This window comes from Streptomyces sp. YJ-C3 (assembly GCF_053891275.1).
This window is the reverse complement of the sequence record NZ_CM132685.1, coordinates 272,790-293,180: the sequence shown is the minus strand read 5'-3', so window position 1 is coordinate 293,180 and position 20,391 is coordinate 272,790. Positions and strand designations below refer to the sequence as shown.

General features: G+C 67.6%; 19 protein-coding genes, 1 tRNA gene and 2 pseudogenes. 13 read left to right on the top strand and 9 right to left on the bottom strand.

All coding sequences use genetic code 11. The features are described 5' to 3' along the window. Positions 1–35: 35 nt before the first annotated feature. Complete coding sequence (locus tag ACVHNB_RS01350) at positions 36–500, bottom strand: GatB/YqeY domain-containing protein (RefSeq protein ID WP_404220116.1); 465 nt, start codon at positions 498–500, stop codon at positions 36–38. A gap of 77 nt (positions 501–577) precedes the next feature. Between ACVHNB_RS01350 and ACVHNB_RS01345 the strand changes: the two genes are divergently transcribed. The 5 genes from ACVHNB_RS01345 to ACVHNB_RS01325 all read left to right on the top strand — a co-directional run bounded on the left by ACVHNB_RS01345 (position 578) and on the right by ACVHNB_RS01325 (position 4,453). Then, a complete protein-coding gene (locus ACVHNB_RS01345) occupies positions 578–1,549 on the top strand; it encodes a metallophosphoesterase (RefSeq protein ID WP_428953301.1) in 972 nt (323 codons plus the stop codon). Positions 1,550–1,594: 45 nt separating this feature from the next. Continuing rightward, positions 1,595–2,335, top strand: coding sequence for a Pr6Pr family membrane protein (locus ACVHNB_RS01340; RefSeq protein ID WP_428953302.1), 741 nt, complete (start codon positions 1,595–1,597; stop codon positions 2,333–2,335). A gap of 48 nt (positions 2,336–2,383) precedes the next feature. Further along, positions 2,384–2,457, top strand: a tRNA-Pro gene (locus ACVHNB_RS01335). Between the two features lie 282 nt (positions 2,458–2,739). Beyond that, positions 2,740–3,954: a helix-turn-helix domain-containing protein gene (locus ACVHNB_RS01330; protein ID WP_456227237.1), complete on the top strand. Its 1,215-nt coding sequence runs from the start codon at positions 2,740–2,742 to the stop codon at positions 3,952–3,954. A 19-nt stretch (positions 3,955–3,973) separates the two neighbouring features. Continuing rightward, positions 3,974–4,453, top strand: coding sequence for an NUDIX domain-containing protein (locus ACVHNB_RS01325; RefSeq protein ID WP_456227236.1), 480 nt, complete (start codon positions 3,974–3,976; stop codon positions 4,451–4,453). A gap of 110 nt (positions 4,454–4,563) precedes the next feature. On the opposite strand, the gene ACVHNB_RS01320 is transcribed toward ACVHNB_RS01325, so the two are convergent. From ACVHNB_RS01320 to ACVHNB_RS01310, 3 genes and pseudogenes are all read right to left on the bottom strand, one after another. Next, on the bottom strand, positions 4,564–7,062 hold the full coding sequence (locus ACVHNB_RS01320) for a tetratricopeptide repeat protein (RefSeq protein WP_456227235.1): 2,499 nt from the start codon (positions 7,060–7,062) through the stop codon (positions 4,564–4,566). Positions 7,063–7,075: 13 nt separating this feature from the next. Next, positions 7,076–7,498 (bottom strand): hypothetical protein, encoded by a 423-nt coding sequence (locus tag ACVHNB_RS01315; RefSeq protein ID WP_456227234.1) that lies wholly within the window; start codon positions 7,496–7,498, stop codon positions 7,076–7,078. 631 nt (positions 7,499–8,129) lie between these two features. Further along, positions 8,130–8,387 (bottom strand): annotated as a pseudogene (locus tag ACVHNB_RS01310) (site-specific integrase); the annotation flags it as partial. 91 nt (positions 8,388–8,478) lie between these two features. Between ACVHNB_RS01310 and ACVHNB_RS01305 the strand changes: the two are divergent. Both ACVHNB_RS01305 and ACVHNB_RS01300 read left to right on the top strand, forming a co-directional pair. Continuing rightward, a pseudogene (locus ACVHNB_RS01305) lies at positions 8,479–9,044 on the top strand (YdcF family protein). Between the two features lie 21 nt (positions 9,045–9,065). Then, a complete protein-coding gene (locus ACVHNB_RS01300) occupies positions 9,066–9,488 on the top strand; it encodes a tetratricopeptide repeat protein (protein ID WP_456227233.1) in 423 nt (140 codons plus the stop codon). A 445-nt stretch (positions 9,489–9,933) separates the two neighbouring features. On the opposite strand, the gene ACVHNB_RS01295 is transcribed toward ACVHNB_RS01300, so the two are convergent. The 3 genes from ACVHNB_RS01295 to ACVHNB_RS01285 form a co-directional block, all read right to left on the bottom strand. Then, positions 9,934–10,566 carry a C1 family peptidase gene (locus ACVHNB_RS01295; RefSeq protein WP_456227232.1) on the bottom strand — a complete coding sequence of 211 codons (633 nt, stop codon included), beginning with the start codon at positions 10,564–10,566 and terminating at the stop codon, positions 9,934–9,936. A gap of 397 nt (positions 10,567–10,963) precedes the next feature. Then, complete coding sequence (locus ACVHNB_RS01290; protein WP_456227231.1) at positions 10,964–11,659, bottom strand: hypothetical protein; 696 nt, start codon at positions 11,657–11,659, stop codon at positions 10,964–10,966. A gap of 151 nt (positions 11,660–11,810) precedes the next feature. Beyond that, entirely contained in the window at positions 11,811–12,614 is an 804-nt protein-coding gene (locus ACVHNB_RS01285) for a thioesterase family protein (RefSeq protein ID WP_456227230.1), read from the bottom strand. A gap of 371 nt (positions 12,615–12,985) precedes the next feature. Between ACVHNB_RS01285 and ACVHNB_RS01280 the strand changes: the two genes are divergently transcribed. The 4 genes from ACVHNB_RS01280 (at position 12,986) to ACVHNB_RS01265 (ending at position 16,725) form a co-directional block, all read left to right on the top strand. Continuing rightward, complete coding sequence (locus ACVHNB_RS01280; RefSeq protein ID WP_428953330.1) at positions 12,986–13,567, top strand: TMEM165/GDT1 family protein; 582 nt, start codon at positions 12,986–12,988, stop codon at positions 13,565–13,567. Between the two features lie 91 nt (positions 13,568–13,658). Continuing rightward, the gene (locus tag ACVHNB_RS01275; protein ID WP_428953331.1) at positions 13,659–14,267 is read left to right on the top strand and encodes a TetR/AcrR family transcriptional regulator; all 609 of its coding nucleotides are present in this window, start codon (positions 13,659–13,661) and stop codon (positions 14,265–14,267) included. Further along, positions 14,264–15,928 carry an FAD-binding dehydrogenase gene (locus tag ACVHNB_RS01270; RefSeq protein WP_428953332.1) on the top strand — a complete coding sequence of 555 codons (1,665 nt, stop codon included), beginning with the start codon at positions 14,264–14,266 and terminating at the stop codon, positions 15,926–15,928. Before ACVHNB_RS01275 ends, ACVHNB_RS01270 begins: the two co-directional genes overlap by 4 nt. Beyond that, the gene (locus tag ACVHNB_RS01265; protein ID WP_428953333.1) at positions 15,925–16,725 is read left to right on the top strand and encodes an SDR family oxidoreductase; all 801 of its coding nucleotides are present in this window, start codon (positions 15,925–15,927) and stop codon (positions 16,723–16,725) included. Before ACVHNB_RS01270 ends, ACVHNB_RS01265 begins: the two co-directional genes overlap by 4 nt. A 7-nt stretch (positions 16,726–16,732) precedes the next feature. On the opposite strand, the gene ACVHNB_RS01260 is transcribed toward ACVHNB_RS01265, so the two are convergent. After that, positions 16,733–17,641, bottom strand: a complete 909-nt coding sequence (locus tag ACVHNB_RS01260; RefSeq protein ID WP_428953334.1) for a CU044_5270 family protein — start codon at positions 17,639–17,641, stop codon at positions 16,733–16,735. Further along, the gene (locus ACVHNB_RS01255; protein ID WP_428953335.1) at positions 17,634–18,188 is read right to left on the bottom strand and encodes an RNA polymerase sigma factor; all 555 of its coding nucleotides are present in this window, start codon (positions 18,186–18,188) and stop codon (positions 17,634–17,636) included. Before ACVHNB_RS01255 ends, ACVHNB_RS01260 begins: the two co-directional genes overlap by 8 nt. A 106-nt stretch (positions 18,189–18,294) precedes the next feature. On the opposite strand from ACVHNB_RS01255, the gene ctaD reads away from it, so the two are divergent. Both ctaD and ACVHNB_RS01245 read left to right on the top strand, forming a co-directional pair. Beyond that, positions 18,295–19,920, top strand: a complete 1,626-nt coding sequence (gene ctaD / locus ACVHNB_RS01250) for an aa3-type cytochrome oxidase subunit I (RefSeq protein WP_456227229.1) — start codon at positions 18,295–18,297, stop codon at positions 19,918–19,920. After that, positions 19,917–20,222 carry a hypothetical protein gene (locus ACVHNB_RS01245; protein ID WP_428953337.1) on the top strand — a complete coding sequence of 102 codons (306 nt, stop codon included), beginning with the start codon at positions 19,917–19,919 and terminating at the stop codon, positions 20,220–20,222. The genes ctaD and ACVHNB_RS01245 overlap by 4 nt, the downstream gene beginning before the upstream one ends. Positions 20,223–20,391: the final 169 nt, after the last annotated feature.

Here is a 20,391-nt window from a genome sequence, read left to right as displayed (position 1 = left end):
GTGGGGGCGCCCCTCTCACATGGTCCGCTCCGCGGTCAGCCGGCCAGCAGGCGCTTCACCGTCGCGGCGACGCGGCCGCCCTCGGCGCGGCCCGCGATCTTCGGGTTCGCGATCTTCATGACCTGGCCCATGGCGCGCGGGCCCTCGGCCCCGGCCGCCTTGGCCTCCTCGACCGCCTGGGCGACGATCTGCTCCAACTCGGCGTCGCTCAGCGGCTGCGGCAGGTACACGGCGAGGATCTCGCCCTCCGCCAGCTCGCGGGCGGCGGACTCGGCACGGCCGCCCTTCTCGAACGCGTCGGCCGCCTCGCGGCGCTTCTTCGCCTCCTTGGCGATCACCTTCTGCACCTCGTCGTCGGAGAGCTCGCGCTTCTCCTTGCCCGCGACCTCCTGGTTCGTGATCGCGGAGAGGGTCAGCCGGAGCGTCGAGGAGCGCAGCTCATCGCGCTCCTTGATCGCGGCGTTGAGGTCGTCCTGCAGCTTCGACTTGAGCGTGGTCATGCCTCGATTGTCGCAGGTGCGAGGGCGGCGGCGCCCGCCGATTTCCGGGGCCCGGCCGGTCTGACACGATGGGCCTCATGCGCGCGCAATACGAAGCCCCCCTGAAGACGTCGCTGAAGACCTCCCTGAAAGTGACGGCCGGTATCGCGGCGGTGGGCGCCGCCGGAGTGGCCTACGCGGCGGGCTTCGAGGCCCGTTCCTTCCGTCTTCGCCGGGTGACGGTCCCGGTCCTGCCGCAGGGCATGCGCCCGCTGCGCATCCTCCAGGTCTCCGACATCCACATGGTCGGCGGGCAGCGCAAGAAGCAGCGCTGGCTGCGCTCGCTGGCCGGCCTGCGCCCCGACTTCGTCATCAACACGGGCGACAACCTCTCGGACCCCGAGGGCGTGCCGGAGGTCCTGGACGCGCTCGGCCCGCTGATGGAGTTCCCGGGCGCGTACGTCTTCGGCTCGAACGACTACTACGGGCCCAAGCCCCGTAACCCCGCCCGCTACTTGGCCGAGAAGGTCCGGGGCGCGCACGGGCTGAACGGCAACCCGCCCGTCGTCGGCGCGATCCACAACCCGTGGCAGGGCCTGCGCGACGGCTTCGACGAGGCGGGCTGGCTGAACCTCACGAACACCCGGGGCGTGCTGAAGGTCGCCGGCGTCGAGATCGGCCTGACCGGCCTGGACGACCCGCACATCAAGCGCGACCGGTACGCGGAGGTGGCGGGCGGACCGCTGTCCGGGCCCGACTTCTCGCTCGGCGTCGTGCACGCCCCGTACCTGCGCTCCCTCGACGCCTTCACCGCCGACGGCTATCCGCTGATCCTCGCCGGGCACACCCACGGCGGCCAGCTCTGCATCCCCTTCTACGGCGCCCTCGTCACCAACTGCGACCTGGACACGGACCGCGTGAAGGGCCTGTCGACGCACGAGGCCGAGGGCAACACCTCCTACCTCCACGTCTCGGCCGGCTGCGGCACCAACCGCTACACCCCGGTCCGCTTCGCCTGCCCGCCGGAGGCCTCGCTCCTGACCCTGACCCCGGCGGCCCCGGCCCGGTAGCTCCCCTCGCTCGCCCCGCCGCGGGGCGGGCCCTACCGTGGGTGGATGATCACGCCGAGTGCCGCCTCCGTACCGGCGGAGGCAGTCGTTCCGCAGCACCGCCGCCCCGTGGCCGCCGTCTTCCGTGCCCTGGTGGCGCTGGCGGCGGCGACGGGCATCGTCATCGACCTGTCGATCAGCGACAGCGCCCTGCGCGTCCTGAGCTACTTCACGATCCAGTCCAACATCCTGGTCGCGATCGTTCTCGCCCTCTCCGCGCTGCGCGCCTGGAGCGCCCGCCCGCCCCTGCCTCCCCTGGTCACGGGCGGCGTCCTGCTCTTCATCTGCATCACCGGCCTCGTCTACCACGTCATCCTGGCCAACGACTCCAGCGGTTTCTCCATGACGGACGACCCGGACCACGTGATGACCGGGGCCCGTCAGCTCTCCAACCAGCTCCTGCACACGGTCACGCCCATCGGCGCCGTCCTGGACTGGCTCCTGCTCACCCGCCCCGGCACCCTGCGTCCGCGCCACGCCGCGATCTGGCTGGCCTATCCCCTGGCCTACTTCGCCTTCGCCCTGGCCCGTGGCGCGATCATGACGCCGGGCACGCCGGCCCGCTACCCGTACCCGTTCCTGGACGTCGACGACCACGGCTACCTCGGTGTCCTCGGCAACGCCGTGATCTTCGGCCTGGCCTTCTACGTCCTGGCCCTGGCCCTCGTCGCGATCGACCGGATCAGGCCCTGGATGCGCGGCCCCGAAAACCGGATTTCGTCTCAGGCCGCCGGTCCGCTAAAGTAATCGATGTCGCCGCGACCTGCAGGACTGCGGGAAGCGGAGCAACGACATCGGGGTGTAGCGCAGCTTGGCAGCGCGCTTCGTTCGGGACGAAGAGGTCGTGGGTTCAAATCCCGCCACCCCGACGCTGGTCAGAGGGCCTATCGCGTGATCGCGATAGGCCCTCTGTCGTACTTGGGGAGCCAAACAGGGGGCCAAAGGCTTTTGGTCAAGCCTCGTCGGCGGTGGGCGTCATCATCACCTGATGCCGCTCACCAGCTGCCAGAGACATGGACGTGCTCCTTCGTCGTCGTTCCGGGTGTCTGGCTCCCGACAACCACGACGCTATGAGCCGCTCACGAGTAGACCCCGGAAAATCTTTCCGGGGTCTATCTGCGAACCGAGACGAGGCTGAAGTCATGCGAGGAATGACGCAGCAACTGACGATCGGCGAGCGGGTCGCGTGGTACCGCCATCGCCGCGGAATCTCCCAAGACGTGCTGGCCGGGCTAGTCGGCCGCACCGCGGACTGGCTCGGCAAAGCGGAGGACAACCGCATCGAGCTGGACCGACTCTCCGTGATCCGTTCACTGGCTCACGCGTTGGACGTGTCCATCGGAGACCTCATCGGCGAGCCAACCCTGCTGGAGTGGTCGGCTGAGAGCGGACGCCGCACGGTGCCGGCCCTGCGCGAAGCGCTGATGGACTACCGCCAGTTGACGCCACTCCTCGGGGCGCCGACAGATGGAGAACCTCCGTCGCTGACCGCCCTGAGGTCAGACGTGAGCGAGGTCTGGGACGCCTACCAGGCGTCTCAGTACGGCTTCGCGACGCGCCAACTGCCCCTGATCCTCTCGGATGCCCTGCTCGCAGCGCGTACGTACGCCGGAGAAGAGCGGGAGGAGGCAAACGCGCTGCTCGCCCTGACCTATCAGGGGGCCGCGATGGTGCTCGGCAAGTTGGGAGAGAACGAACTCGCTTGGATGGCTGCGGATCGCGGGCTTGCCGCCGCGCAGCAGAGCGGAAACAACGTCGTCGTCGGTTCTCTCTTCCGGTCGGTGACGCACTGCCTTCTGTCGACCGGGCGCTTCGAGACTGCGGTGCAACTCGTGAGCGACGCGGCCGGCTACCTCGAGCCAGGGCTCGGCGAGGCGACTCCGGCGTACCTGTCCGTCTACGGAACTCTCTTTCTGACTGGCTCGATGGCGGCGGCTCGCGCAGAAGACCGTGTGACGACTCACGCCTTCCTGCGTGAGGCCGACGCGATGGCGTCACGGCTGGGGACTGACGGAAACCACATGTGGACGGCCTTCGGGCCCACCAACGTCTCGATTCACAAGGTTGCCACCGCCGGTGAGTTGGGAGACTTCCAGGTTGCGGCGGAGCTGGGGCCGCAGGTCGATACGAGCGGACTTCCCGTCGAACGCCGGGTGCGGCACAACCTCGAAGTGGCACGAGCGCTCACGGCCTGGAACCGCACGGATGACGCGCTCAACGTGGTTCTCGACGCCGAGGAAATGGCACCGGAGCAGGTGCGGCACCACTACATGAGCCGAGAGATCGTGCTCGGCTGGGTTCGCGGAACCCGCGGGCGGCCGACTCGTTCCGTGGCTGACCTGGCGGAGAGGCTTCGAGTGATCTGATCTGGTTAGGCTCGGTCGGATGAGCGAGACCGAGAACGAACACGAAGCGAAGATGGCGCGCCCGCGCATGGCCTCGGGCGCGCTCTTCTTTGATGCCCAGGGCCGCGTCATGCTCCTTGAGCCGACGTACAAGGACTACCGGGACATCCCCGGTGGCTACGTCGACGCGGGCGAGTCGCCGTTCCAGGCGTGTGTCCGCGAGGTCCGAGAGGAACTCGGCATCGAACCGGCAGTCGGACGCCTTCTCGTCGTCGACTGGGCGCCGAGTCCGGCCGAGGGCGACAAGGTGCTCTACCTGTTCGACGGCGGCGTTCTGCCCGAGCGGCTCCAGACTGAGATCGTCTTGCAGGCATCCGAGATCAAGTCGTATGCCTTCCACCCCGCGGATGCCGTCGATGACCTCACGATTCCGCGCCTCGCACGCCGTATCCGAGCAGCTGCGGCTGCGCGGAGCGCCGGCACCGTGGCATATCTGGAGCATGGCATACCGCCCGAGTAGATACCCAAAGGCTTGGGAGCGATTACTGCGTAGCAGAAGACCGCGACGTGACAGGCCACCTCGGCAGAATTGACTCTGAGTACGGGTGGACGAATAGGCCGCCCGTGCGCTCAGCGTCGACGGCTGCGGTGGCGTTTACGGCGCGGATGCTTCTTTCTTGCGGTCGCCTTTCTATCTTTGGGGGCGGTTTGGGTAGATCGCATCACTTTTGCCGCTGCGGCGCCTCGCCCAGTCCGAACTAGCCAATCACTTAGAACTCTGCCCGCGTGTTCGTGCCCCCCAGCGAGGGCGATCCGAAGAAAGTACTCCCCATGTTCGTAGTAGCCAGATTGCAGAAAAACTGTGCCAGCAGGGCAAGCAGAATGCGTATGCCCCTTCATGAGCGCCAGGTCTAGCCACTTCATGGCGTGACCAAATTTCCCGATTCGAAGAAATTCTCGACCGAAGTCGCAAATTTCTTCCGGCTGAGCCACACTTAGCGCTTTGATGAACTGAATCTCGGCTTCGTAGATATCCCCGTCATCAACAAGCAGAAAGGCATAGAGCAAAGAAGCGCGGACTTCGCCGCCAGCAACGGCCGCCCGGAAAGCCTCCTTGGCACCTTCGAGGAATCCACCATTTTTCAAGCTGACCCCGTAATTATAGGCACACATGGAGTCGCTTGCCTCGTAGCCTTTACGCCAGCATTCGTCAGCTTTCATATTTTCGCCTGCATCGAGATAAAGCAAGGCGAGTCGATGGTATGCGGCGTTATCCCCCAGGGTTATTGCCGTTTCGATCAACTCTTTCGCCTTTTCGCGATCCCCGCGTTTCGCGACTAGGTCTCCCCAGTTAACGAATGCCCTGGAGTTACCGGCTTCTGCGGCTTTCTTGAACCATTCCAGCGCTTCAGGCCGGAAACCCTTATTGCGCAGGTCGACCCCAAGATTGTTCATCGCATAAGCGTTGCCCCTTTCGGCGCCTATTTTCCACCATTTACTGCTGGATTCTTTGTCGCCTTGCCTGGCGTAGGCTTGCGCTAGATTGTGGGCAGCCCCACCGCTCGAGTCCGTGGACGTATCATTTGCGATCCGATGCCACCACTCAATTGCTTCTTTATCATCCGGCAATGCGTAGGCCAGGTGGTAGGTGGCGTGCGCATCGTTCTTTTCGGCTCCGATTCGGAAGAGGCTCACCGCCGTGGCTATACGTCCCTCTCTCTCGTATTGGCTTCCGAGGTATATGGCCGCATCGATACTTCCTAGGTCAACCGCCTCCTGCCACGTCGACTTCGCCTCTACTGTCTTGTCAAGCTTCAAGTAAACTCGGCCGAGATTTATTCGAGCAGGGATAGGGTTCTTTTCCAGGTCGTTCGACCACGCTTTTTCGGCAATCCCCCATTGCCTATGCTGAACGGCAGCCATACCTACATGGTAAGAAAGGCTGGCCTGGTCGCCGTATTCCAAGGCTGCCTGCCATGCCTCTGTAAGTATCTCTGGGGGTTCCGACGAACGAGCTAGGGCGTCAGGTAGGTAGTCAAATACGCGATAGTGTGAACCCGCCCTGATAGGGAGCAAGAGGCTCGTAATTCCATAGCGGCGCAGCGTCGCCCACTCCAGCGCTTCTTGCACGCCCTCCGGACGAAGCAAGTCACCACCCATCTTGTTGAGATAGGCCTCGTGCAACTCAAGAAGTACGTTGATCGGCACTTCGCTGGTGATCCCCGCTCGCGCTAGATCGACCGCTGCCGCGACAAGTGCTGCCCCCCGAGGGCTACCACCGGGACCGCCAGCAAGGGACCACTCTTGAAAGAGCCGTGGACCCGCAGCCATGTACTCCGCAACTCCGAATAGACGGCTATGGGCCACTGCACTAGTAACCCTGGAGTCACGAACTTCGCGCGCCCTCGCGAGTTCACTCTCGTGCCAGCGCCGATCCAGAACGATGGGATGCAGCTGGTCAAGAACGCGGGATCCAAGTGCATTGTGCCTACCGACATCGTCGAGTCGATGAGCGGTATTCTGCATGGGCGTCAGGCGTCGATATTGTTCTGCCCGGATGGTTGCGATGCTGCGGAGTTTGAATTTTTTCATCACCGCTAATGTAGTTGGCGTCAAGCCGTCCGGCCCTATGTAGCGTTCCAGGTCGTCTAGCCATATGAAGCAATCGTCTTGCTGCTCTATCGCAGCTCGCAGATTTCTGACCAAATCCGGACCATCGGTTGGTGCCCAAATTTTACTTCCAGGACACTCAGCCATTAGCCCCTCGAATGCCGAGCGAGTTTTCCCGGCTGTAGAATCTCCTGAAATTAACACAAATCCACCGTTTGTGTGCACTTCCGAGATTCGGCGCCTGATCTCTGCGTCAGTATTCCTCGATACGTATTCTGGGAGCTGTCCGTCCTGATTGGCTTCAGCTCGATAAACGCCGAAATCCAGTGGGTCCGCGGAAGCCACAGGGACCGGAGTATATGAACTTAGACCTTCGAGCGGCCCTTGCTGAGGTAGGTCTGAAATCTGTAAATGGTCGGCATTTACTTGGATTCCGGAAGCTAGGGTGAATACCCGGCCGTCCTGCTCGGCGTGCCCCCGGAAGTAATTTTGAATGGAAGGAGCATGTAATTCTTCCATGTCTCCCCCTTGGTCAGTTATTGAACTGTATTCCAGAACCCTGCTGGTAGATTCGAGAACTGTCGCTCGCTGTAGCCGTCTGGGTGATTGCGTTACCGACGGCTGGAGCGATCGCTCCAGAGTTTTCATTCCACAAACGAGTCAACATGTCGAGATCAGATGCGGCTTCGGGGTGTTCCGCCAGTAGGCGGCGGAATTTCCCTTGCCACATCTGCTGTACCTCGATTGATGTCTGCTCGGAATCGCCGCGCTCGATGGCACTTCCCAAATCCCCTCGGGATTCTTCAAGTTCCTGCTCGACCATTCCTGAGGGTTTAGATAGCTTGGCATAGGCTTTTGTGACGCCAGCTTTGGCTCGTTCCCAAATGTCTGTAGTCATAAGAGAGACGAGCGCGTTGGCGCTTGTAGACGCAACGGCGAGCAGGGCAGGGTCCATGGTGGCTCCTTACAGCGGACTCGTACCGCCATTTTAAGGATCCGGCCACTGTGTGTACTGTGAATTCCCGCTTCCGGATGCGTGCATCTGGCGCGTCGCTCGCCTCACAGTGGGCACCAGTTCCCTCAGCTTGCGCCCGCTCTCGTCGCCGGCAGTCAGCCGAACGCGACGTAGCGGCGTTCAGCACCTGATCGGCCCCGTTCATGGGTGGGCGGTCCCCCAGAGGCACACATGTGCACTGCACGGATTAACAAGCTCACTCGTGACGGGGCACATGTTCACGACCCCGTCCGGGCTGGATCAGCACACCCGCAGGGAGCCAAACAGGGGGCCAACCGCCGCATCCGCCTGAGGGCTTCGGTGGACGACCATGGACGGAACCAAGCACCTCAATGCAGGCGGGCCCCCGCTCTACCAGGCCAAACTTCCCGAGATCGCGTTCGGGACGAAGAGGTCGTGGGTTCAAATCCCGCCACCCCGACAGCCAAAACAGCAGGTGAGGCGCCTACCGGATTCGGTAGGCGCCTCACCTGTTTCTGCGTGCGTGCCTCTCTGCGTGACTACGGCTCCAGATCCCGCTTGAAGATGCCGTCCATGACCATCGCGCCGGTCTGGATCACGGGCCGGAAGCCCACAGGACCTCTACGCAACGTGTCGGCAGGGCGAGCGTGCGCCGGCACTTCCGCGTCTTGGTGTCCCCTCCACGCCGGACCGACCGCCACACGGCAATGTGCGGAGGCTGCGGCGGATTGGCTTCCGGCCTCCCGCTGAGGAAGACGTGGTCCCAGGTCAGCGCGCACAGTTCCTCGGTCCGAGCCCCGGTCAGCAGGGCGACGACGTTGCGCTTCACCTTGTCCCGCGCCGTGGCCCGCTTGACCGAGCGGTTGAGGCCATCGGTGTACACGCGGCTTCGCGCTTCGCCTGGGAGTACGACTTCTAGGTCCCGGACTCAGCGAAGGGCGAAGGGCGAAGGGGCAGGAATGATCTCGACGCAGGCATGGACCGACGCACGACGCCTGTGGGTCTCCCACCAGATGGGCCACACCCTGCGGCCCTGCTCGGTCGCTATCGGCTCGGGCAGTCACGACTTGGGTGTGGCCGACACGGCAGTAGACATCTACCAGCGCGGCATGGCTCCACTGCTTGTTTTCACGGGGCCACCAGCCCCACGACAAAGGACCGCATGCCGCGAGGTGAAGCGGTCCACTGTCGCGAGCGGGCACTTGAACTCGGCGTTCCCAGGTCGGCGGTTCTCGTCGAGCCCAATGCCCGTAACACCGGTGAGAACATCCGTCTTTCCAAGGCCGTGCTCGAGGAGGCCGGAGTGGACGTGTCCTCCGTGCTTCTGATCAGCAAGCCGTACGAAGGGGACGCCCGCCTCGTCATCGACGTGCTTGTCGGTGCGCTTCAGCACTTGCTGATCTATCCGGACCAGGGCTTCATGATCAGCCAGTCCGTACCCGACGATGTGCTCGAGGCGTACGAGCGACTCTGCCGCGAGGGCTTCACCAGCCAACTCCTCACCACCGGCAAGACTTCGGTCTGAGGGCTGGGCGATACTCCTCCGGTGAGATGGTTCGAGCAGGCACAGGCAGCCGAGCAGTCAGGCGACTGGGACACCGCCATCCCCCTGGTGAGCGCCCACGCCGAGTGCTACTCCACCGACTACACCAGACACGGCAACCACCTGTGGCACATGGACCTACTCGTCCACGCCGGACGACTCGCAGAGCTCACGGACCTGGCCCACATGGACATCCACGCCCGTCGGCGGCTGAACCGAGCGCTTCGCGATCGCGGGTTGGCATCGGTACTCCACGAGCGCGCGGAGAACGGCGACCGCGACGCCCTCTACAGGCTCGTCCGGTTGCTCTGCGAGACAGGCCGAACTGAGCGCGCACGCGAAACGGTCGAAGAGATCGCCCCACGGGACCAGTATGCCCAGGAGATCCTCGCTGCCTTTGAGGCGTCATCGAGCCCGAGCTCATGAGGCGGACGACTGAAGCCTTCAGCGTTCGCATCGCAGGTACCTCGACCGACGACATGGCGCCCCGCATCCGAGACCATGACGGACGCACCCTCACCGCCCGGTCCGGTACCAGATCCAACTTCCCGTAGCTGGAGAGCTGTTACAACTTTCTCTACCTCATCAAGCACCCGGCTCCGCTCGGGGCGCCGCTCTTGCCTCCGGCGGGGGATCGGCCGGCACCGGGTGGGAGGGGGCGCCGTTCCCGGCCGCGGGCACATCGTGGCGGACGGGATGGGAGCTGGGGTGAGTGGTGGGTGGGGCGAGTGAGCCACGGTGTCCCTGACCTGCAGTTTTCACAAACTAACGAACGAGAACACGGAACGAGACACGACATGGGACACGGGGACACATGCAGCAAGGCAAGGCGCCTTCTTTCTTGCGGTTCATGTGGAGGCCGTCCATGAGGTCAGCGGCTGGACTTGAGAGTGGGGTACGTCGTCTCGTACCCCTCCTCGATGCCGCACTTGTTCTCGCCGCGGATGATTCGCATGTACCCGCCCTCCCCCCAGCTCTCGCCCCAAGTGCTCTTGACGATCCAGTACTTCTGTCCCTGGGCTGTGGTGCCGTAACCGACCACCGTGACAGCCACGTTGTTCGCGGTGCCGCAGTGCCCTGCGAACAGACCCTCCGAGTAGAGCTGGTACTCGTACCCGCTGCCATCGACGTAGGCGACGGTCGGCCCGTGTTCCGCGACAGCATCACGCAAGGCTCGTTCGCCCGCCCCCACTGAGTTCCAGCTCTCGATCCGCTCACGCGGAAACGGGGTGGGAGAGATTTCCTCAACGATGAGATCACACTCCCATCGCGCGTCGGGGTCTTCGACGGGACGGGGCTGGAACGTCGTGAGGGGATTCCCCTGGATCGCCCAGGCTCCTTCGAGCGCGTCAGTTCGCGAGGCTTCCCCGTGATCCGGGCAGTGCTGCATGTCCTTGACCGGGGTGACGGCGCCCTTGTTTCTCCAGTCCAAGGAGTCGGGCGCGTCAGCGGCGTGGGACGGCATGGCGGCCGTCATGAACAGAGCGGCTGCGATGGTGCTCACGGCGCTGATCTTCGAGCGGTTGGGCATACAACACTCCCTGTCCTGGAGGCCCGCGGACTGACGGGGCCTGCATTGGCGGCGTCGCCGAAGGCCTGTGTGTCCGGCTATGAGGCGGCCCGGCGGGTACGCCCTTCACTCTGCCCTGACGTGGATATTTCGACCTCAAGAGGGACATAACGTCACCCCGCTGGCAGGTGGTACGACACGACTGCGCACCGGCGCGCAGTCCGTCTGACTACAGGAAGTCGCCCGGCCCGGTCGTGGGTCCGGTGACGATGAAGGCGAACGGGCAGCGGCTCAGGCACTTGTCACACTGGGGGGAGGATCCTGCTCTCGCCGCGGCTTCACGTCGGAATCGGCACGATAGGTTGATCTTCTCGAAGACTCGACCATCGAGTCACTGAGTTGGCGGCTTCTGCGGGGTCCTAGCGGAAGAGTCAAGATCGATCTTCTCGCCCTGGGCCTTGTCAGGGAACTTGACGGCCTGGGTTTTCGCAGCTCCGGAGCCTGGGCGCGATCGTCTGACCGGTCGTGCGTCGGCGGGGATCCCGATGATGGAGGCGCACTCACGGGCGGCCCGCTTGCCGCCGGCCGAGGTGGAGTCCCAGGTGACGTCGCGGAAGTGTCCGGTCTCGTCGGTGTCGGGGAAGTCGGGGGCGCCGTTCTCCTGCATGCACGTGGCGTACTTCTGGTTCTTGGCGATCTCCGCCTCGGAGAGGTCGGGCTGCTGCCCCTTCTCCACGCTGTCCGGCACCGGCGGCACCTGGTCCGCGCACTTGTCCTGCGCCTTCAGGGCCGTCGGGTCCTTCTTCCACTTGGACGCGTCCCCGAGGTCGACGGAGCCCTCGGCGTCCGGGTCGGGCGCGTCGAACCCGGCGTCCCGCAGGCACTCGACCCACTTGCGCTGCCCCTCCACGTACTCGGACAGCTCGCTCGACGCCTGCTTCGACGGGTCGGCGCTCGTGCGGCCGCCCCCTGCGGAGGCGACCTCGCCGCTCTTGTCGTCGCCGCCACCGCACCCGGTCACCGTCATCACCGCCACGGCCGCCGCCCCGACCAGGAGCCGTCCCCCGAACCACCGCCGCGCACTCATCCCCACGAGCTCCTCACGTCGCCGTCGTCAGGGTCCGGACCCGCTGTGTCCGGACCGCGACGACCGTACGAGGCGCCCTTTGAAGAACCTATGAAGAAGCCATCAAGAACCCGTCCGGACCGGGGGATCCCCGGGACCGGGCGGGGGCGGGTCAACTCCCTTGCAGCGGGCGGACGGTGAGGATCTGCTCGGCGCGGCCGACGGGGCCGTCGGTGTCGTGCAGGACGCTGCTGGTGAGCCCCTGCCCGGTCGGGCCGAAGGTGACGGTGGTGTCCAGGCCGGTCCACGGGCCCCGCGGCTGCCGGTGCAGGTGGATCGTGAGGTCGAGGTTCGGGAACATCCACGCGGCCGGGTCCTGCTGCACGGCGATGCCGTTCGCCGTGTCCACGAGCGCGAGGTACGAGGCGAGCGGGCCGCTCGGCTCGCCCGCGACCAGGTCGACGCGCGCGGACACCCAGGCCGTCGTGCGGCCCTTGCGGGTCGGGGGCACCCGGCGCAGGTCGATCGAGGCGATGTAGCCGCCGCCCCAGGCCTCGTCCATCGCCCAGGGGACGAGCTCCTCGGGCGCGAGGAGCGGCTCGACGGGGCTGTCCGCCACCGTTGAGGTGTCCTGGACCGACATCAGCCAGGCGCGGGCCCGCACGACCGGGCGGCCGCCGATGACCACGACGGCCTCGAGGAGTTCGATGGTCCGGCCGGGCCGGACCGTCTCGACGGTGATCTCGCACTCGTCGAGGGCGAGGCGGCCGAGGATGTCGTAGCTGATCCGCGAGAGAGCGAGGTTCCCGGGGCGCTCGGCGAGATGCCGCTCGATCTCGTGGGCGACGAGCCCCGCCAGCGGGCTGAAGTGCTGCTCGTCGGCGTGCCACGCGCCGCCCGCGTGGGCCGTGGGCTTGTAGCGGTTCGGGCCCGTCCGCTCGTAGTAGCCCTCGCGCGCGCCGGTACCGGTGGTCACGGGATCCGTCTCCTCGGGTCGGGCGGCCAGGCGCCATGAAAGGTGTAACGGTCACACATCGTAGGAGGGGCCGCACGGCCGGCCACGGTGATCTGCCGCACAGTGTTCCGTCACCGACGCTCCGGACCGTCGGCGTGTACCCTTGACGTGCAAGCGAAGGGGAGTAGCCCCGCGAACCGGTCGTCGACACACTGGAACCCCCGGGTTCCCGGTGGCCGGGCTCGGACCGTGACCGGACCGGGTGGGCGAGACCTTCGACCAGGCAGAACGACGGACACGTGGCGCACACGTGTCTCCGCTGCCGGGTCGAGTGGTCCTCTCCGTGCAGCGGGTGGGTTGCGAGAACCCGGCCCGTACAGAAAGCACCGCTGATGCATCTCGACCCCCTGGCGATCCTCACCGCCTTCGGGCTGATCTTCCTCGCCGAGCTTCCGGACAAGACCATGTTCGCCTCGCTGGCGATGGGCACCCGGATGAAGCCCCTGTACGTCTGGTTCGGGACCTCGACCGCCTTCATCGTGCACGTGGCCATCGCCGTCGGCGCCGGATCCCTGCTCGGCCTGCTGCCGGACTGGATCGTGAAGGTCGTCTCCGCCCTGCTGTTCGCCTTCGGCGCCTTCATGCTGCTGCGCGGCGGGGACGACGACGAGGGCGACGAGGCCGGCGGCAAGACCGTGACCGGGTTCTGGCCCGTGTTCGGCACCGCGTTCATGGCCGTCTTCATCAGCGAGTGGGGCGACCTGACGCAGATCACCACGGCCAACCTCGCCGCGACCAACGGGACGTGGTCCACGGCCATCGGGTCCGCGGCCGCCCTGATGTCGGTCTCCGGGCTCGCGCTCATCGCCGGGCGGTTCATCGCCAAGCGGGTGCCGCTGAAGACCGTGCAGCGGGTGGGCGGCGCGTGCATGCTGCTGCTCGCCGTGTGGACGCTGGTGGAGATCTTCGTCTGATCCGGCCCGGCCCGGTGTCCGGCGCCGTCCCGGCCCTTGTGGATACAGGAACGTATCGAATACGTTCCTGTATCCGATGGAGGAGGCGAGGATGCCCGGCACCGTCACCAAGAGGCGTGCGCGCACCCGGCAGCGGCTGCTCGACGCCGCGCTCGAGGTGTTCGCCGAGGTGGGCTTCGGGCGCTCCACCGTCGAGCAGGTCTGCGAGCGGGCCGGATTCACCCGCGGCGCCTTCTACTCGAACTTCTCCTCCCTGGACGAGCTGTTTCTCGCCTTGTGGGAGGAGCGGTCGGCGCGGATGCTCGACGATGTGCGCCGCGCCCTGGCCGAGCTCGACCCGGCCGATCCCGCCTCCGCCGTGCGGGCCGCGATCGCCGCGGCGCCGGTGGACGACGCCTGGTACCGGATCACCGCCGAGTTCACCGCGCACGCGCTGCGCAATCCGGGGCTGCGCCGGGTGATGGCGGCCCGCGAGGAAGCGATCCGGGACGCGATCCTGCCGGTCCTGGTGACCGCCCTGGCGCAGCTCGGCCGGCGGGTGACCGACGAGAGCGCCCTCGGTGAGGCACTCGTCGCCGTGCACGACGGGACCGCCGTGCAGGTCCTGCTGCAGCCGCACGACGCGGCCGTCCGGGCCCGCCGCGAGGCCCTGTTCCTGAACGTACTCGACGCCTACAGCACACCCATGGAGAGCGCATGAGCGACACCAGTGCCGATGTCATCGTCGTGGGGGCCGGGCTCGCCGGGCTCGTCGCCACCTATGAACTGACCCGTGCGGGCAAGCGCGTGGTGCTCGTCGACCAGGAGAACGAGGCCAATCTCGGCGGCCAGGCGTTCTGGTCGCTCGGCGGTCTGTTCCTCGTCGACAGCCCCGAGCAGCGCCGGATGGGCATCAAGGACTCCTACGACCTCGCGCTCGCCGACTGGCTGGGCTCGGCCGGTTTCGACCGGGAGCGCGAGGACCGCTGGCCCCGTAAGTGGGCGGAGGCGTACGTGGGGTTCGCGGCGGGTGAGAAGCGCGACTATCTGTACGGGCTCGGGCTGAAGGTCACGCCGAACGTCGGGTGGGCCGAGCGCGGCGCGGGCACCGCGACCGGGCACGGGAACTCCGTGCCCCGCTTCCACATCACGTGGGGGACGGGTCCCGAGGTCGTGCGGGTGTTCCGGGAGCCCGTCCTCGAAGCCGCCTCGCGCGGCCTCGTCACCTTCAAGTACCGCCACCGCGTGGACGAGTTGATCGTGGAGGACGGGGCCGCCGTCGGCGTGCGGGGCGCCCTGCTGGAGCCCTCCGCCGAGGCCCGCGGCGTCGCCTCCTCCCGGGAGACCACCGGCGACTTCGAGCTGCGCGCGCAGGCCGTCGTCGTCACCTCGGGCGGCATCGGCGGCAACCACGAACTGGTGCGGAAGAACTGGCCTGTTGATCGCATGGGGCAGGCGCCGGAGTCGATGGTGACGGGCGTTCCCGCGTACGTCGACGGGCGCATGCTGGAGATCAGCGAGGGCGCGGGCGCCTCCCTCGTGAACCGCGACCGGATGTGGCACTACACGGAGGGGCTGAAGAACTGGGACCCGATCTGGCCGGGGCACGGCATCCGGATCATCCCGGGTCCGTCGTCGCTGTGGCTGGACGCGACCGGCAAGCGGCTGCCCGCTCCCCTCTTCCCCGGCCACGACACGCTCGCCACGCTGAAGCACATCACCGCCACCGGCCACGACCACACGTGGTTCGTCCTGACGCGGGCCATCGTGGAGAAGGAGTTCGCGCTCTCCGGGTCCGAGCAGAACCCCGACATCACCGGCAAGGACCTGAAGCTGGTGCTGCAGCGGGTGAAGAAGGGCGCTCCCGGACCGATCCAGGCGTTCCTGGACCGCGGTGAGGACTTCGTCGTACGGCGGAGCCTGAAGGATCTCGTCGCCGGGATGAACGAGCTGACGCCCGAGACGCCCGTGGAGTACGAGCAGGTGGAGCGGGAGATCGTGGCCCGTGACCGGGAGGCGGAGCACGGCTACTCCAAGGACCTCCAGCTGATGGCCGTGCGCAACGCCCGCGCGTACTGGCCGGACCGCATCACCCGCGTCGCCAAGCCGCACCGCCTCCTCGACCCGGCGCAGGGACCGCTGATCGCCGTCCGGCTGCACGTGCTGACCCGCAAGACGCTCGGCGGCCTGGAGACGACGCTCGACTCGCAGGTCGTACGGCCCGACGGGTCCCTCTTCGACGGGCTGTACGCGGCCGGTGAGGTCGCCGGGTTCGGCGGCGGCGGCGTGCACGGCTACAACGCGCTGGAGGGCACCTTCCTCGGCGGCTGCATCTTCTCCGGCCGGGCCGCCGGGCGCGCGCTCGCCAGGAGCCTGGTGTGAGCGCCCGTGGCACGGCGCTGGTGACGGGCGCGTCGTCGGGGATCGGCGCGGCCGTCGCGGCGGCGCTGGTCCGGCGCGGCTATCAGGTGTACGGCACGAGCCGGAACCCGGAGAAGGTCAACTCCCCGATTCCCGGGGTCACTTACCTGGCTCTCGACCTCGCCGACGAGTCGAGCGTCGAGGCGTGCGCCGCCGCGGCCGGTGAGGTCGACGTGCTCGTCAACAACGCGGGCGAGTCGCAGAGCGGCCCGTTCGAGGAGCTGCCCATGGAGGCGGTCCGCCGGCTGTTCCAGCTGAACGTGTTCGGGGCCGTGCGGCTGAGCCAGCTGGTGCTGCCGGGGATGCGGGAGCGGCGGCGCGGCCGGGTGGTGATGGTCGGCTCGATGCTGGCCAGCTTCCCGCTCGCCTACCGCTCCTCGTACTGCGCCTCGAAGGCCGCGATCAAGGGCTTCGCGAGTGCGGCCCGGCGCGAGTACAGCCCGTACGGCGTCGGCGTCACGACCGTCGAGCCGGGGGCCATCGCCACCGGGATCAGCGAGCGGCGCACGCAGTACGTGGCCGCCGGCTCACCGTTCCGGGCCGCGTACGACACCATGCTCGCCGCCCTCAACGCCAATGAGGCCAAGGGGATCTCGGCCGAGAAGGTGGCCGCGAAGATCCTCACGGCGATCGAGGCGCCCCGGCCGCGGCCGCTGTACGCCGTCGGCAGCAACGCGCCCGTGGCGTTCGCGCTGCGGCGGCTGCTGCCGCGCGGCGCGAGCGAGCGGCTGGTGGCGCGGCGGCACGGCCTGACGTGACCCCCGGTCACCGCTGCCACGCACGGTAGGACAGCAGCTCACCGGAGTCCGCGGACGTCACGTCCATGCCGAGGACGGTGCCGTCCGCCGGGTCCAGGATCAGCATCCGGCACACGGCGGTGGCCGCGTCCACGGTGACGTAGGCCTGTCCGGAGCGGCCCAGCCGGTCGGTGACCGGGCCCGCCGGGCGCAGGCCGTCGGCGGCGGCGAAGAGCCGGACCAGCGCGGCGGTCTGCCGGGCGCCGGGCGTCCAGTTGTCCAGCAACTCGCTTGCGGCGACCATCAGTTGGGGCGCTTTGCGGGTGTCGCCGTGGTGCAGCGCGGTCAGGTAGCGGCGCAGTCCCGCGGTGTCGCCCGGCGGCCGCGACCGGGGCGGCGCGTCGCTCCGGCTCGGCGGGAACGTGCGGGTGGGCAGCGGTGTGCCGGCCCGGGTGACGCGCTCGGTGCGGCTGCCGTCGGGCCGCCGGCGCACGACGCGTTCCTCGGGCCGCTCGCCGTGCGCGCCCAGCGTCCAGGTCCTGACGTGCGTGCCCGGGCGCGGCTCCGGCCGGCCGTCGGCCGCGGCCCGCAGCGCACGGTCGGCGAGCGTGCCGAGCGGCACCGCCGCGGCGGTGGAGCCCGGGTCCAGCGGGGCCGGGGCGGCGGTCGCCGCGGGCGCGGCGACGTAGGACAGGCCCAGCACGAGCAGCGCGGCGACCGCGCACACGGCGGCCTCGGCGCGCAGCACCAGGGTGCGGCGGGCGCGCCGGGAGCGGGTGCCGTGCAGGAGCTGGTTGAGGGCGCGTTCGGCCTGGTGGTGCAGGGGGCGGGTGTCGGCGTAGCGCGGGTCGTCGGCGGGGACCGGGTTCGCCGCGCGCAGCAGGGCCAGCTCGTCGGAACCGGCCGGGGGGCCGTGCGGGTCGAGGGGGTCAGTCACGGTCGCGGTCTCCTGCGGTCGTCCCTGCGGAAACGGTCATGTTCATCCGGTCGATCTCGGCGCGCAGCCGGCGCCTGGCGCGGTGCAGCCGCATCGCCGCCGCGTTCTTGCCGCACTCCAGGGCGACGGCCAGTTCGTCGAGCGTCAGCTCCTCCCAGGTGGTCAGGCGCAGCGCCTCCTGGTCGGCGGGGTTCAGCCGGGCCAGCGCCTCGTGCACCCAGGCGCCGGGCCGGTCGGCGTCGGGGCCGGGCACGACCTGCCTGCGGTGGGCGCTCTCGTGGTGGCCGATGCGGTCGAGGAGGCGGCGTCTGCGGCCGAGGCCCCGGACGGTGTTGGCGAGGCAGTTGCGGGCGACGGCGTACAGCCAGGGCAGCGGCGTCTCGGGCGGGAGTTCCGCGCGGCGCCGCCAGGCTATGGAGAAGACGTCGGCGACCACCTCCTCGACCTCGTGGGCGCAGCCCGGGTCGAGGCGGCGCGCCACGAAGCGGCTGACCGCCCAGTAGTGCGCGCGGTAGGCCGCCGCGAAGGCGTCGTCCGTCGTACTCATGCTGCGTAGGTGTCCGGCACGGCCCCGATCCTCACAGGTGCGGGGTGTGATCTTTGCGGCGGGCCGGGGCGGTGAGGCGCGGGCCGTGTCCGGACACGTACCGGGCATGAAGTCCCTGAGGTATCCGAAGTCGGTGACGTGGCTGACCACCACCGACCACAAGACGATCGGCACGCTCTATCTGGTCACGGCGTTCGCGTTCTTCTGCCTGGGCGGGCTGCTGGCGCTGTTCATGCGGGCGGAGCTGGCCAGGCCCGGTACGCAGATCATGTCCAACGAGCAGTTCAACCAGGCGTTCACGATGCACGGCACGATCATGCTGCTGATGTTCGCGACGCCGCTGTTCGCCGGGTTCGCGAACTGGATCATGCCGTTGCAGATCGGGGCGCCCGATGTGGCCTTCCCGCGGCTGAACATGTTCGCGTACTGGCTGTACCTGCTGGGGTCGCTGATCGCGGTCGGCGGGTTCCTCACGCCGCAGGGGGCCGCGGACTTCGGGTGGTTCGCGTACGCGCCGCTGTCCGGCGCGGTGCACTCGCCGGGCGTGGGAGCCGACATGTGGATCATGGGGCTCGCGTTCTCCGGGTTCGGGACGATCCTCGGCTCGGTCAACTTCATCACGACGATCGTGTGCCTGCGGGCGCCCGGCATGACCATGTTCCGGATGCCGATCTTCACGTGGAACGTGCTGCTCACGGGCGTCCTGGTGCTGCTGGCCTTCCCGGTCCTCGCGGCCGCGCTGTTCGCCCTGGAGGCCGACCGGAAGTTCGGGTCGCACGTCTTCGACGCGGCGAACGGCGGGGCGCTGCTGTGGCAGCACCTGTTCTGGTTCTTCGGGCATCCGGAGGTCTACATCATCGCGCTGCCGTTCTTCGGGATCGTCTCGGAGGTGATCCCGGTGTTCAGCCGCAAGCCCATGTTCGGGTACTCGGGCCTGATCGGCGCGACGATCGCGATCGCGGGGCTCTCGGTGACGGTGTGGGCGCACCACATGTATGTGACGGGCGGGGTGCTGCTGCCCTTCTTCTCGTTCATGACGTTCCTGATCGCGGTGCCGACGGGCGTGAAGTTCTTCAACTGGATCGGCACGATGTGGCAGGGCTCGCTGTCGTTCGAGACACCGATGCTCTACGCGGTCGGGTTCCTGATCACGTTCGCCTTCGGCGGGCTGACCGGGGTGGTGCTGGCGGCGCCGCCGCTGGACTTCCACGTGGGCGAGACGTACTTCGTGGTGGCCCACTTCCACTACGTGATCTTCGGGACGGTGGTGTTCGCGATGTTCTCCGGATTCCACTTCTGGTGGCCGAAGTTCACCGGGAGGATGCTGGACGAGCGGCTCGGGAAGATCACGTTCTGGACGCTGTTCATCGGCTTCCACGGGACGTTCCTGGTGCAGCACTGGCTGGGGGCGGAGGGCATGCTGCGCCGGGTGCCGGACTATCTGGCGGTGGAGGGCCTGACCGGGCTCAACACGGTCTCGACGATCTTCTCGTTCGTGCTGGGGATGTCGTTCCTGCCGTTCCTCTACAACGTGTGGCGCACGGCGCAGTACGGGGAGCCGGTCGAGGTCGACGATCCCTGGGGGTACGGGCGTTCGCTGGAGTGGGCGACGTCCTGCCCGCCGCCGCGGCACAACTTCGTGGCGCTGCCGCGGATCCGCTCGGAGTCGCCGGCGTTCGACCTCCGCCACGGGGGCGCTGCCGCGCCGGAGCTGGTGGAGGCGGGGCGGTGATCCGGGAGATCGAGGGCTATCTGATGGTGGAGGCGGCCCGTTCGGAGGGGCGGTCGGCCGCCCGGCGGTTCGTCGAGCGGATGCCGTGGCTGACGGAGTCGCAGGCGGCTGATGTCCAACGAGCTTACCTGGAGGCCTACTTGGGTGAGCAGCGGGAGTTGTGGCGGCGGAGTGCGGAACGGGCGCGGGAGCTGCGGGCGGAGTACGAGGGGCGGTACCAGGTGTTGCGGCGCCGGTTTGTCGGGGCCGCGCTTGTGGTGGGGGTCGTGGTGATGTGCGGGGTGCTGGTTGTCGGGGGGTGACGGTTTCGGGGGACGGCGCGGCTTTCGTGGTGGCCGGTCGCGCCCCCGCGGCGCGGCCGCCGGCGCACTCGCCGTGAGCTCTACGGGGAGTGCGCGCGGGTGCGGGTCCCGTCGTGGTTGCTCGCGCAGTTCCCCGCGCCCCTGAGACGCGCACTGCGTGCGCCATCTC